The following is a 12,402-nucleotide window of genomic DNA, read 5'->3' on the forward strand; positions in this document are numbered from 1 at the left end:
GGAGCAACTGGAATAACAGGCCCAACAGGTCCAACGGGATTTGAATCTGCATTCAGAGCTTTCAAATCTACTGATCAGTCCGTTACTGCTAATACACTGTCTATAGTAACATTTGAAACTACACAATTCGATTTAAATGGTGAATATGATGGTGTATCAACATTTATACCGCAACAAGATGGAGTATATTTAATTATTACTACTATAATTTTTAGTCCTACTGATAATACCCTAAATTATGTGACGGAAGTATTTATAACAGTTAACAGTGCTTTAATAGCAGGAGATGATAGCTTTTTTGGTGGAAATACTGGGCTTTTAAATGCGGTAACAGTTTCTACGATTGTACAATTGAATGCAGGGGATATGGTGCAAGTTCAAGCTGGTAGTACCATAGATGGCGCTATTGCATCTCCACTTCTTACAAATTTTCAAGCTGCGAGGTTTCCATCACCAGTTCCAAATACACTTTTCTTATTAAATAATTTATCTGCAGATTGGAGTAAAAGGCCATTTAGTAGAAAATCATAATTATGTTCATTTTTAAAATACCCTAAAGAAAATGATGAATTTAGATTGAGTTTGCCTATTAAGAATAAGAAAAGCCACTTAGATGAGTGGCTTTTCTTATTCTTAAATTATGGCATATACAGTTAAAACTAAGTGATTACATAATTGGAAATAGTTAAACTTGTACTATTTTGGTTCAGGATAGTAATTTTAATATAAAATCTCAATAGGTATTTATTAACTTTACATCTCTAAAAGAATAATTGAACTTTTGCTATCACTATAGTTACATATAAACCGATTATCAAATGCAATATTTCATATTTTTAACTGTCAAAAAACTAGACTTATATTAGTATTTTTAACTTTCTCAAGTATTTTCAGAATATAAGAGAATAGATGTTTGGGTTATTTGTGATAGAATATTCTTAATAATATAATTTAAAGGAACAAAAAGACCCATAGCGCAGCAAAAGTAGTGTGCAGCCACTCTTATGCTGTTCCCTAATTTGGATAGGGGAAACTATTGCCATGAGTCAGCCCAAGTATAACATGATATTTCAAATAAAATCCTCTATGGTACAGTTTTTCTATTGAAAAAATTCGGGAGGGTGTCTCGCGTTCAAGGAGGCTTCAATATGAATAAGGTGATAGGTCTTGGAGGTATTGTTTCAAGTGATGATATGAATTCGGCGAAATTGTCAAAAATAACAAATTTATCGCAGTCGAATTTATGGAAAACATTGAATGGGAAAGTACCTATGACTTTTACAAAACTAATGAAAATTTTGGATGGATTTGATTCTGAAGAAAAGAAAATGGAAGTAGTTCAGGAGTTTTTGAAGGGTACCAATAAAGAATCGGATATACGACTTGCTATGTATTATTTATATTTAGCAGGTTATTCGGACCTACTTAGTGATCTTGTTGGAAAAGAGTATAAACAATCAGTAACAAATAATTATAGAGAGATTTTTCGTGTTTGTTTAGATAGACAAACTCGTTCATTAAGATCAGGGGAATTCCTTAAAGAAATAGAAGTGTTACGTACAAAGGTCAATTTAAATAAACCAGGAGTAAATATACTTGTGAACACTTTGAGTATCTATGGTTATTTTGATTTAGGGGCATACAATGTTTTAACAGTGCTACAAAGGATGATACAAGAAAAAATAAATCATATGCCAAAAGGTTTAGAAAAAACTTTAAATGAGGTGGAGTTAAACATAATATGCTCATATGCATATTTAATGCAAGATGAGGTGAAAATGGCTAGAGATTTATTGCAAAAAGTACTAGAAGAAGCAAGTGCTCCGGGTTTATTAAAAGCTACGGCATTAAGTATAGTCGCGGAAAGTTATATTTTCTGTAATCCAGATAAAGCATTTTATTATTTTGAGCTTTCACTTGTAGAGTTGAAGAAAATAAGAAATAACAAATCATTACTTAAAAGAAAGTTAGTGGAAAACACCCTCTCTTTTTGTTGTATTATTCATAATATTCATGTAAAATCTGGATATATACATCATGATGCTGAAAGGGCGTTAAAGTATATACGTCAAAATAAGAAAAGTGAAGCTTCTGCAATATTAAATCAGATTGATAATCGAACCGCGATTCAAGACTTTTATTTATCGATAGCAACAAATGATGAGAAACTGCGTAGGAAAGCATATCATCGATTCTTAAAAGACGGTAATTTATTCTACATAAAAATCTTTGATATCTTAAAGTGAGGGACAATGAGAATGAAAAAAATAGTAGCTAGTTTAGTTATTACATGTACAATTACGTTATCGTTGTTATCTGTTGGTTTGGTATCAACTAATGATAATAAAGCCGCTGAAAAAGTAAAAGAAGTACAAATAATGAAAATGGATCCGGGAACTTTAGGATAATAAATGATTTAAAATGCCATTGCATCTAAGGATGTGATGGCATTTCGTACGTTTAAGGGGTTATTCATTTTCTTCATTTTGGGATTCTTGAATAATTAAGGGTGATGGAGGATGGGGTATATGGGGAATTTAATAAAAGAAAAATCAGATAGGGATGTAGTTGAAAATAAAATGGAAGTATTATTAGAAAAAATATATAAAGGTGATAAGGAAGCTATTGAAAAGCTGAATAAAATAAAAAAAGCGATGGTTAGCAATTAAGCTAGTTATCGCTTTTTCGTTATAACTCTTTTTTGATTAAATTAATTATCTCTTCACGCTTTTTTGGATTGAGTTCATTAATTTGAAGCATAATTTCTTTGAGATCATCTTTTAATGATTTTGACTCTGTTGAATTTAAACTTTTATATTCAGAGAGTCCCATGATATAGTCTGCTGACACTCCAGATAAACGAGATATTTTTTCAACGGTCTCTCTAGATGGGTTTCTATGGCCATTTTCGTATAAAGAAATCATGGTTTTTTTAGCATTTATAGCTTCTGCGAATTCAAGTTGACTCATTTTAAGAAGTTCTACCCGTATTTCTTTAATTCTAACACCAATTATATTTTTACTCATTAGTAAATCCTCCCCTTAAAATTCATTGATTATAGTCAATGAATTCCCTATATAGAATGTATCAAAAAGGTTTGCTACAAGACAACTAAAATTTTTTGAATAAAAAGGGTTGCTTGAAGCAAACCTTTAGTATATACTCAAATTAACAAACAAGATGAAGGTGATAAAATGATGGTACTTGATACAGAAAAAGTTAAAATCTTAAGGACGAATCTTGGGTATAGTCAAAGTTATGTTGCTGAAAAGATAGGTTATCGAAACAAATCGATCTACTGTAATTTAGAATTAGGTAACAGACAGCCAAGTATAACTAAATTGGTTAAGTTAGCAAAATTTTTAAATGTGACAACAGAGGAAATTTTAAAGGAGTCAGTATAAGACGACTTATTTTTTTACCTAAATGTTTGCTTGAAGCAAACTAGATGTTATACTTCATAAAATATTTTTACCTTTAATCAAAATTTCATAAGTAAATTACAGATATAAAGGAGCGAAAAAAATGGGATTAGATCAATTTATTAAAGAATCTATCCGTGAAGTTGTAAGAGAGGAAATTAGATCAGCAATAGCTGACTTACAACTACAATCACAACCAAATAAGGTTATGCGAGTAAAAGAAGCGGCAGCTTACCTCAACATTGCTGTTTGTTGAATGTACGAATTAGCAAATCACCCTAGGTTTCCAGTAATAAGAGAAGGGTGTAAACTTCTTTTCTTGCAAAAGGATTTAGAAGCTTGGCTTGAAACACAAAAGGAGGCGGACTAGTGGAAGATACAATATCATTAGCTATATTTGGATTGTCAATCACAGGTGGTTTATGGCTACTTTATGTTACTTATGAGCCAATAAGAAAATGGGCTTGGAGTAATGTAGAACAAAATAAAAAGACCCATGGCAGTGGGTCCGTTAGAAAAAACAAATTTCTATAAGTATACCATGGAAAGTAGGGAAATAGTACATGAATTTAATTGAATATCAGGTGCTATTACCTAATAAATTTTTGGGATTAGCAAAAAGCAAAGATGAGTTGAAGCAAATAGTTGAGCAGTATTTCAAAAATGGTTATTCGCATTATGAAATTCAAGGAATCATCAAAATTGGTCAAGCATATGTTGCAGTTTGTACGAGGAGGTAAACAGGTGGCAACATTTCGAGTGAATAAAAGTAAAAATTACACAACTATTAATAACACAGGTCTTCGAGATGAACGTTTAAGTTGGAAAGCAAAAGGGATATTGGCTTACATTTTATCGTTACCAGATGATTGGGTGTTTTACATGGAGGAAATATCTACTCATGCAAAAGATGGAATTGATAGTTTAAGGGTGGGAATGAAAGAACTGAAAAAATACGGTTACGTTAGAAGGTTTCCTGTAAAAAACGAAAAGGGAAAGATAACTAACTGGGAGACGATTATTTATGAAGTTCCACAAGTGGAGAATCCACAAATGGAAAAACCACAAGTGGAAGTTCCATTTGTGGAAAATCCAACACTACTAAGTACTAAAGAACTAAGTACTAATAAACAAAATATTAATATACAAAGTAGTAGTAGCATCTTCTCTTTCTACGAAAATAATTTCGGTATTTTAAATACATTCATCGCCGAAAGTATTTCGCAATGGGTAAACGATACAAGCGAAGAACTTGTACAAGCAGCTATGGAACGTGCTTTGAAACAGCAGAAGAAATGGAATTATGCTGAGGGCATTTTAAAACAGTGGGTTAATAAAAACATTCGAACTTTAGCGGATGTGAATGCAGCAGAAATAGAGTTTAAAAACAAAGGTAGAAAAGGAGAGAAAAACAATGCAAGTGTTAGGAAAAACAGTAGCTTCATCGAAAAATACGATTTTGAGTAAATTTAATCAAAGTTATGTGTTGTCTCCTAATAGATGTACAAATGTTTTCTTAGTCGGAAAAGACAAAATAAAAGACGTTTGTAATAAACGCTTACTTATAGATACAAAAACAAATCAAGAGTTTTGCCCGCAATGTATATCAGTAGAACAAGAGGACCAGCAACTTGCAAAAGAAACCCTTGCTATTAAGAAGAAAAACGAAATTATTCATTTATACGATTCGTTTTCAGATAACAGTCTTATTAATCCTAAGTTAAAAAAAGCGACATTCGATAACTATGAACCACCATCAATGGAATTAGCAAATGCTAAAGAAGTAATGATGAATTTTGCTAGAAATTTTGATCCTAACAATTCAGAAAGCATAGTAATTACAGGTGATTATAGAGTTGGGAAGAGTCATTTATGCGTAGCAGCTACAAAAGAAATTATGAGAAAAGGCTACAGCGCAATGTTTATAGAAATGAACGCACTCTTTACAAAGATTACATCTACTTGGAATAAAAATAGCGAATTAACAGAGGACAAGCTAATGTCTATCCTAGCAAATGTGGATGTACTTGTATTAGATGATTTTGGAGCCGAGTTCACAGAAAAAGATGCTGAGGGAGTTACTTGGAAGAAAACGAAAACAAAGGACATTCTCGAGCGTAGGCTAGGTAGAACGAACTTATTTACAACAAACTTTGGAGTCATGGAGTTAGCTGGAATGTACGGAGAGCGTGAGTTTAGTCGGATTATGGAAGATACACAAGTTTTGCAAATGCAAGGTGAAAATTACAGTTTGCGTAATTTCAAAAAGGAGGAATAAACATGTGTGTATTATGTCATGACACAGGAATTATTCGTAAAGAAACTTATCTGGGTGTGATTGAAACGAACGGTTGTAATTGTGAAGTAGCAAAGCAACAGCAAGAAGAAAATGATAAGCGTTGGCAAGCGTGGTTAATAAAATTTGAGTCAATGAAACAAGAGTTACAACGTAATAAACAACAAAAAGTTAGTTAACAAGGGGGAGAAAGCTATGAAAAACACAGGTGTTGCAAGAAAAGTGGACGAGCTAGGTCGTGTAGTAATTCCAGTAGAGTTACGCAGAACTTTAGGTATTACCGAAGGAACGGCACTAGATTTTCATGTCGATGGTGAAAACATCGTTTTAAGAAGACATGAAAAGTCATGCTTTGTAACGGGTGAAGTTTCTGAAAACAACATAGAGTTGCTAGGTGGCCGGATGTTTTTAAGCAAGGAAGGGGTAATTGAATTACTGGATCTTATTCAGAAGAGTGGGATGGCACATGCCTAAGCAACTAAACATTTTCGATGTAGAGCCAACAATTTGTGAGTTCGATGTAATGAAGGCAAATGTGAAGAGAGGAACTGGACGCACTAAATACGCTGATGTACGCGTCCGAGTTCCAACGAATGCAAAATGTACGGATGAATTACCATGCACGACTAAACAAGATGATCGTTATGACATCTTTGAACAATATGTAATGGCTATTTGGAGATTTCAAAGAGCTGTAGATAAGTTTTTTAATTGGGATACAGCTGAAGAATTGTGTAAGGCAGCAAGGGATAAAAAAGAAATAATTCCGGTAAGGGTTTATTTAGGAAGTGGATTTAAACCTGATGTTGTCGAGTACATGCGGTAGTAAAAGGGAGATGGACATATGAAAAAAATAGAAATTGATGTTAGTAGCAACAAACTTTTAATAGTGAAGGACGGAAATGTAACAGCAGTAAATCCGCCAATGAGTGGATTCGGTGAGCAAGTGGCGGTTTGGGTAAACGGTAAAGTTGATCGTGTAGATACTAAGTTTACTGAAAAGATAAAATGATTAATTTTAGAAAGTAGGTTCGCTTATGAGTGTAGCAAGAAATCATAAAGCGATGAAGGAATCACGGTTAAAAATATACATCGCTTTAGAAGAAGCTAACTTTATTTGGGATGAAAGAGATGTAGTACGTTTTCGTGAAATGTGGAGTCAAGGTATGAGTTTGCCGAAGATGGCAAAAGCGTTAAGGAGACACCAAGCGGAAGTTGCACTTCTTGTAATAGATCAAGCTGATAAGTATTTAATTGAAAATCGTCCAATAGGATTAGGGATTTGCTAAATAGGAAGGGGAAATCAAAATGAACATTATGGAAAATGGTGTATTAGAAGCAACTAAATTAATGAGTGAAGCAAAAAGTGAGGAACAAGTTATAAATGAAGCTACAGTTTTACAGATTGCAAGTATTTTATCGATTGATGAATTAAATGATTATCAGGAAGCAACTTTACGAACTTGGAATAGCAAAACTGATTTTGGAGGACGAGTTTCAAATGCAGCTTTAGGACTTACAGGCGAAGCTGGTGAAGTTGCCGATATTGTAAAAAAAGCAATTTATCATGGACATGGTTTCCAACCATCGCATTGTGCAGGAGAAGAGGATGGAAACACTTATAAATTAGCCTTAGAGCTTGGAGATATTCTGTATTACTTATCAATTATGGCACACGAACTGGGATATACGTTACAAGATATTGCTGAAATGAATATTGCAAAATTAGCTAAAAGATATCCTGATGGTTTTAGTCGAGAAGCAAGTCGAACACGTGTAGATGTAAAGTAAGACCAATTTTGAATTTTATTAAAAAGAAGGAACGGAGGAATATGTAAAAGACTTTGAAAGATCCATAAAAAAAAGAATTCAGTAAAACTCTGAATTCTTCTACATGTATTTTTATTTTTTAATCCATTTAGAAATAATAGGATAATGAAAGTCTTTTTCTTGTAGCACATATAAAATTCCTTTTATAGGTCCAAAAATTAACAAAAGAAGCAGTATTAGATATAAAGGAGCTATGCCGAAAATAATCAAAGCGTTGTTTGAAGCTAAGTCTAAATTAGATAAAGATAACATTAAGATTCTTATTACGAATAGATTCCAAATCATTGTAATTATCCAAATGAATAGCTGGAAAAAAACAGCTTCAAGAATATTTTTTCGAATGTCCTGTGATTTGCATAAGAAATAAAAAATCAATGGTATATAAAAAATTGTGACACTAAAGAAAATAAGAATAAAAAAAGATAATACGGTAAGAAAATGCATAATTAATTTTATGTTCTTTTCTTGAGTTAGGATCATTAGGGTCCTCCTATATGTATGAGATTTGTTGTGCTTATTAATATATATGCTGTAGATAATTATAACATAAAAATTAATTGTAACAGAATACTGCATCGAAAAGAACACGTATTAAATTAAACAAGAAGCCCTAGAGTTAGGGCTCTAGAGCTTTTTGTTTTGGTATTCTCACATGGTTTTTCAAAAAGAATAGAACATATTGAAGATAACATGTGAATGTTTCATAAATGTATCAAAAAAGTGAACAAAATTGCTATTGCAGAAGAAGCAGAAATGAAGTTTCTAATACGTAAGTACGTGAAAGGTATTATTTCAAGTGGATAAAATGTGCATGGGACACCTAATCATTACTTTATCGGGGGAAAAGAACATGTTATGAATTTGGTTGAATGAAAAAATGACAATTTTACTTTTAGAGTGAAACTGAACAAAATTCTTATTTGAAACAGTTTATGAAAAAAGAGCACTCTCGAAAGTGCTCTTAGAAAATACATTTCATATTCTGTTTTGGGCTACGATTTTAATGTTCTCTGGTGGAATGATATCTTGAATTTTTTCCTTTAAATCTACTTGGACCATTTCTTCAAGATGTTCAAGTGAAACTTCAAAGTTTATACATTCTGCAGTTGGGATATTTAATAAAAAATAATTTTCATTCTTTTTAACAACAAGATATTGTGATTGATCTGTTAATAGTATACACCCTTGTTGAATGCCTAATTTACGATTATCTTCAAAAGTCATAAATAAATCTCCTAACATATTTGTGATAGAAATTTTACTACATAAAAATGTTAGTGTCTAGTCGGTCTTGTGCAAGAACTAAAGTCAAACAAAGTCCTTATTTAAATAAAAAGAGCGCATTTTTATATGCACTCTTAGTAAGGTAGGTAAATGTCTTATGAGATAAAAATCTAAAAATTGTAATCAGATTTTCATGAGTTAATTTTTTATATTGTATTCGTTACTTAGAGTTATGGAGCCGGTCCCTAAAAAATAAAGAGTGCCTTGTAGAGCGCTCCATATAACTAATTATAAATGTTTATGTTCAATCTTAGATGTCTTGCTTGGAGGAATAAAATGCTCTTGAACAAAGTTTAGATAAATAATACCGCTAATCATTGCAATATAAAACACCGCACAAAAGAAGATTAACATGTATTTAATTGTCTTGTTCATATTGGTACCGTCCTAAAAGAGGATTATATGGATTTTAATATTGTATGTAAAAAATGTGTCTTTATACAAGAGAAGGATAGCTAGTAAAAGTAAAACAAAATCTTTATTTAAATAAAAAGAGCGCCTCGAAAAGCGCTCTCTGATTAAAACTAATGGTGAAAAAGAATACCCAAGATATTGTATGTATGCTCCTTAGGAGTGTGAGGATTTCAAACAAAAGCGTTATTTTATAACCTAAAATAAAAGAACCCGTTTGTTATAAACGGATTCTTCACACAAGGTCTGCAAGAAACTCAAGGTAACTGGACCAGAGCACCATATATAATTTCTTGTGATATTAATGTATTCAAGGAAGTCTAAAACGTTAATAGTAATTAAGCAAAATTCTTATTGTATGAGAAAAAAATAAAAGAACCCATTTTTTATAAATGGATTCTTCCCTTAAGGTGTGCAAGAAATTCAAGGTAACTTGACCACAGTAACCTGTGGAATTCCTTGTGATAATACTGTATGCAAAGGAACCAATAAGGTTAATGAATTTCGAACAAAACCCCTATTTAACAACAAATAAAAAGAGCGCTAATCAAGAGCACTCTTTATACCTCACTATAACTAAAATTACGAACTCACATTATACAGAAAGGTAGTATTAAAGTATGTAAAAGTATGAAATTGGTGAATGGGTTCAAACAAAATCTTTATTTAAATAAAAAGAGCCCATGTATCAGTGTTCTTTAAGATTGGAGGTAACTCTCTGAGCGGAACGTCTAGGTTAGAAATAAATAATGTGAAAAAGAAATAAGAACAATGTTTTTATTATTAACTCAATATAAAAGAGTAATTAGCTTTTGCTAATTGCTCGGCCCAAGGTAATAGACATATAGTGGGTATTAGTAAAATCGGAAATTGGCTATTCAAGAGCCTGTTTACAGTATAACCAAGATTTTTAAAAGTATTCCCTCTTTAAAGTTAAGACCTTATTCAAACAGTGTTCTATAAAGAGGGAGTGGAGTAATGAAAAAGAATACTTTTCTTATAATACAAGATGATTTTTTATTCTCAATAACATATGAGCATTAAGGCAAAAATGTGTAATTAAAAGAGCAGCTAGCAAAAGCTAACTGCTCTCCGAAAAAACGTTAAGAAGGAAGTTCAGAACCCAAGTGTATTTATAGTATGAATGGAATATTGAATTTTATTCAGATAAGAAAATAAAAGCTAGGATTTCTACTAGCCCAAAGAGTGTTCAAAAAGGTATTCACACATGGTCGAACATCTTTAATTATAAGATGATTAAACATTTATGTATAGAAGTCAGTGAAGATTACCGCTGCGAAGTGGGAAGAAAGTTGTATTTATATAAGTCGTTATTTGATTAAAAGAAAAAAGAACACATGTTGATATGTGCTCTAAGATAATCATTTTGATATCTATTAAAGTGTCTCTTTTGTATCAGGTGTATCAAATTTATCATTTAATTTAAAGGTTGTTTCTAAAAGAATTGTAGACGAAATCGCAAAGATTAATACAGCATGTGGTGATAATTGCACTGCTGTGAAATTAAGTTTTGCTAGCCAAAAATATCCGACATACATTGTCAGGAAGGTACTAACAATTGAAATTGTAAATCCTAAGAAACCTAATTCTTTTAGCTTTTCTTCAGATAATTTAAATACGTGTAATACGAAAGAGAAGATGATCCCAACTATGAAAAGTCCAATACATAAGGTCAATAGTGACATTATACTTGGGTATACAACGTCATCAGGCAACCATTGTTTTATTCCGACAATTATGGCTGTAGGGAGCGCGATAGGTATTAATAGTGGTGATACTATTAGAAAAATAGCTAATAGTCTACCGATGTTATTTGTTTCATTGTTGTTTTGATTGTTCATAAAGCCTCCAAAAATAATTGTAAAATAAATATCCTAGTGGATTTTAGCACAAAAGTATTAGTAAAGCTATAGTTAAAAAATTGAATTCAAACAAAAACGCTATTTGAATTAATGTGGAAAATACCATATGTAACCTAGAATAACTAAGCAAGTAATTCCAAGTGTAATAAATAAATATTTAAGGGTCGTGAGTACTGTTTTCATTGAATACCACCTAAATTTTTAATTATTTTAGGTGTTTAGTCAGGTATTTATGTATATAAAAATTTAATTTTATAGAAAATCACCAAAATAAAACGAGCACTTATCCTAGAGCGCTCGCTTAAAAATATTCTGTGTATTAGGGTTGTGTTTATGAGTTATGAACCAATGAATATTTGTAAAGTAAGGTTCAAAATAGTTTATTCACTTTAAAGTAAATGGGTACTTGTACGGCAAAAAGAGCACCTTCGAACAGTGCTCTTTCTGGGGGTGGATAGTCAAGTAAACCTATAAATGGAGGTGTATCAAAATTTATTCTATATAAAATATGCACCTTTATATAAAATGATGATGACAAATAAAAGAGCAGCTAGCAAAGGCTAACTACTCCATTACCAAAAGGTTCCAGGCTGCAAACACTGTTAAGAAAGCAGCTTATGAATAGTATGCACATGGTTATGGTGATTATTCAAATGAATAAAGGACAGTTAGCACAAGGTAACTGTCCAACCCTTAAAGAAAGGGAGGAATTAATGGGTATGTGAAAATCCCTCCATCTACAGTATTGACGGAATATTGAGTTTTATTCAGGAGAGGGGGTACTAATTATGTAGGTTACATGAGAAGTCCTATTAACATCCAGGCTGCCCCAATCAGAACTAAAGTTTCGAATGTAATCCAAAATTTTCTTTTTTCTGGTTTTTGAAATTCTTTAATTACAGAGAATAAAACACTGATTCCTACAAGAGTGAAAAGTGCAATTCGGATTGTTTCAGTCATTTGCATCACCACCTAATATTTTAATAATATACAAATTACCATTTAATAGAAACCTAATAAAATAATCCTTTTAAAGCAAAGCAAACAGAATATAGTCCGGCTAGAAAACTAGAGGACACCAATTCATTAAAGCAGCAATTCAAGCTGTTTTAGGAATAGGGGTCCTTTTTATTTTGAAAAGGGAGATGAGGAAATATTAAGGCACTAAAAGACCAATTACGCGAGTGGAAAAAACAATCCAAGCAAGGAAAGAAGAAAAACAAGAAAAAACAAAAAGAGAAATTATGTACTCGTGAAATTGAGGATTTAATGGGG

Annotated in this window: 21 protein-coding genes and 1 pseudogene; 16 read left to right on the top strand and 6 right to left on the bottom strand. The window is 31.9% G+C overall.

The window, feature by feature from the left end:
* Positions 1-12 precede the first annotated feature (12 nt).
* From ATL10_RS31805 to ATL10_RS31160, 4 genes are all read left to right on the top strand, one after another.
* Complete coding sequence (locus tag ATL10_RS31805) at positions 13-531, top strand: exosporium leader peptide (protein WP_240527507.1); 519 nt, start codon at positions 13-15, stop codon at positions 529-531.
* 617 nt (positions 532-1,148) lie between these two features.
* Positions 1,149-2,246, top strand: coding sequence for an AimR family lysis-lysogeny pheromone receptor (locus ATL10_RS08455; RefSeq protein WP_097820541.1), 1,098 nt, complete (start codon positions 1,149-1,151; stop codon positions 2,244-2,246).
* 12 nt (positions 2,247-2,258) lie between these two features.
* A complete protein-coding gene (locus ATL10_RS31155; protein ID WP_167754516.1) occupies positions 2,259-2,408 on the top strand; it encodes a hypothetical protein in 150 nt (49 codons plus the stop codon).
* Between the two features lie 120 nt (positions 2,409-2,528).
* Positions 2,529-2,669 carry a hypothetical protein gene (locus tag ATL10_RS31160; RefSeq protein WP_000527328.1) on the top strand — a complete coding sequence of 47 codons (141 nt, stop codon included), beginning with the start codon at positions 2,529-2,531 and terminating at the stop codon, positions 2,667-2,669.
* 19 nt (positions 2,670-2,688) lie between these two features.
* Here the strand turns inward: ATL10_RS31160 and ATL10_RS08460 are convergent, their stop codons facing one another.
* Positions 2,689-3,027 carry a helix-turn-helix domain-containing protein gene (locus tag ATL10_RS08460; RefSeq protein WP_048567701.1) on the bottom strand — a complete coding sequence of 113 codons (339 nt, stop codon included), beginning with the start codon at positions 3,025-3,027 and terminating at the stop codon, positions 2,689-2,691.
* Between the two features lie 171 nt (positions 3,028-3,198).
* Between ATL10_RS08460 and ATL10_RS08465 the strand changes: the two genes are divergently transcribed.
* From ATL10_RS08465 to ATL10_RS08515, 12 genes and pseudogenes are all read left to right on the top strand, one after another.
* Complete coding sequence (locus tag ATL10_RS08465) at positions 3,199-3,405, top strand: helix-turn-helix domain-containing protein (RefSeq protein WP_000242167.1); 207 nt, start codon at positions 3,199-3,201, stop codon at positions 3,403-3,405.
* 121 nt (positions 3,406-3,526) lie between these two features.
* A pseudogene (locus tag ATL10_RS08470) lies at positions 3,527-3,793 on the top strand (helix-turn-helix domain-containing protein).
* Positions 3,793-3,957: a hypothetical protein gene (locus ATL10_RS31165; protein ID WP_048567699.1), complete on the top strand. Its 165-nt coding sequence runs from the start codon at positions 3,793-3,795 to the stop codon at positions 3,955-3,957. The pseudogene ATL10_RS08470 and the gene ATL10_RS31165 overlap by 1 nt, the downstream one beginning before the upstream one ends.
* Positions 3,958-3,986: 29 nt before the next feature.
* Complete coding sequence (locus tag ATL10_RS31170) at positions 3,987-4,163, top strand: hypothetical protein (RefSeq protein WP_048567698.1); 177 nt, start codon at positions 3,987-3,989, stop codon at positions 4,161-4,163.
* 4 nt (positions 4,164-4,167) lie between these two features.
* Complete coding sequence (locus ATL10_RS08480) at positions 4,168-4,890, top strand: DnaD domain protein (protein ID WP_048567697.1); 723 nt, start codon at positions 4,168-4,170, stop codon at positions 4,888-4,890.
* Positions 4,838-5,701 carry an ATP-binding protein gene (locus ATL10_RS08485; protein WP_098284594.1) on the top strand — a complete coding sequence of 288 codons (864 nt, stop codon included), beginning with the start codon at positions 4,838-4,840 and terminating at the stop codon, positions 5,699-5,701. The genes ATL10_RS08480 and ATL10_RS08485 overlap by 53 nt, the downstream gene beginning before the upstream one ends.
* 2 nt (positions 5,702-5,703) lie before the next feature.
* Positions 5,704-5,898 (top strand): hypothetical protein, encoded by a 195-nt coding sequence (locus tag ATL10_RS08490; protein ID WP_048567695.1) that lies wholly within the window; start codon positions 5,704-5,706, stop codon positions 5,896-5,898.
* Between the two features lie 16 nt (positions 5,899-5,914).
* Positions 5,915-6,193: an AbrB/MazE/SpoVT family DNA-binding domain-containing protein gene (locus tag ATL10_RS08495; RefSeq protein ID WP_016512773.1), complete on the top strand. Its 279-nt coding sequence runs from the start codon at positions 5,915-5,917 to the stop codon at positions 6,191-6,193.
* Positions 6,186-6,545 (top strand): hypothetical protein, encoded by a 360-nt coding sequence (locus ATL10_RS08500; RefSeq protein WP_016512772.1) that lies wholly within the window; start codon positions 6,186-6,188, stop codon positions 6,543-6,545. The genes ATL10_RS08495 and ATL10_RS08500 overlap by 8 nt, the downstream gene beginning before the upstream one ends.
* A gap of 18 nt (positions 6,546-6,563) precedes the next feature.
* Positions 6,564-6,731, top strand: a complete 168-nt coding sequence (locus ATL10_RS08505; RefSeq protein ID WP_000717826.1) for a DUF3954 domain-containing protein — start codon at positions 6,564-6,566, stop codon at positions 6,729-6,731.
* Between the two features lie 25 nt (positions 6,732-6,756).
* Positions 6,757-7,008 (top strand): hypothetical protein, encoded by a 252-nt coding sequence (locus ATL10_RS08510; protein ID WP_000109500.1) that lies wholly within the window; start codon positions 6,757-6,759, stop codon positions 7,006-7,008.
* A gap of 19 nt (positions 7,009-7,027) precedes the next feature.
* Positions 7,028-7,510, top strand: coding sequence for a nucleoside triphosphate pyrophosphohydrolase family protein (locus ATL10_RS08515; protein ID WP_090977986.1), 483 nt, complete (start codon positions 7,028-7,030; stop codon positions 7,508-7,510).
* A gap of 111 nt (positions 7,511-7,621) precedes the next feature.
* Here ATL10_RS08515 and ATL10_RS08520 read toward each other — a convergent pair whose 3' ends face one another.
* The 5 genes from ATL10_RS08520 to ATL10_RS31180 form a co-directional block, all read right to left on the bottom strand.
* Positions 7,622-8,029, bottom strand: a complete 408-nt coding sequence (locus tag ATL10_RS08520; protein WP_000604162.1) for a magnetosome magnetite crystal formation protein family — start codon at positions 8,027-8,029, stop codon at positions 7,622-7,624.
* Positions 8,030-8,524: 495 nt separating this feature from the next.
* A complete protein-coding gene (locus tag ATL10_RS08525; protein WP_000141882.1) occupies positions 8,525-8,773 on the bottom strand; it encodes a hypothetical protein in 249 nt (82 codons plus the stop codon).
* Positions 8,774-9,061: 288 nt separating this feature from the next.
* Positions 9,062-9,208, bottom strand: a complete 147-nt coding sequence (locus tag ATL10_RS31175; RefSeq protein WP_175495697.1) for a hypothetical protein — start codon at positions 9,206-9,208, stop codon at positions 9,062-9,064.
* Between the two features lie 1,433 nt (positions 9,209-10,641).
* Entirely contained in the window at positions 10,642-11,106 is a 465-nt protein-coding gene (locus ATL10_RS08530; protein WP_001064727.1) for a hypothetical protein, read from the bottom strand.
* Between the two features lie 816 nt (positions 11,107-11,922).
* Positions 11,923-12,087 carry a hypothetical protein gene (locus tag ATL10_RS31180; RefSeq protein ID WP_000140900.1) on the bottom strand — a complete coding sequence of 55 codons (165 nt, stop codon included), beginning with the start codon at positions 12,085-12,087 and terminating at the stop codon, positions 11,923-11,925.
* Positions 12,088-12,402: the final 315 nt, after the last annotated feature.

The sequence above is a fragment of the Bacillus sp. 196mf genome, assembly GCF_003217275.1.
GTDB classification, from domain to species: domain Bacteria; phylum Bacillota; class Bacilli; order Bacillales; family Bacillaceae_G; genus Bacillus_A; species Bacillus_A thuringiensis_S.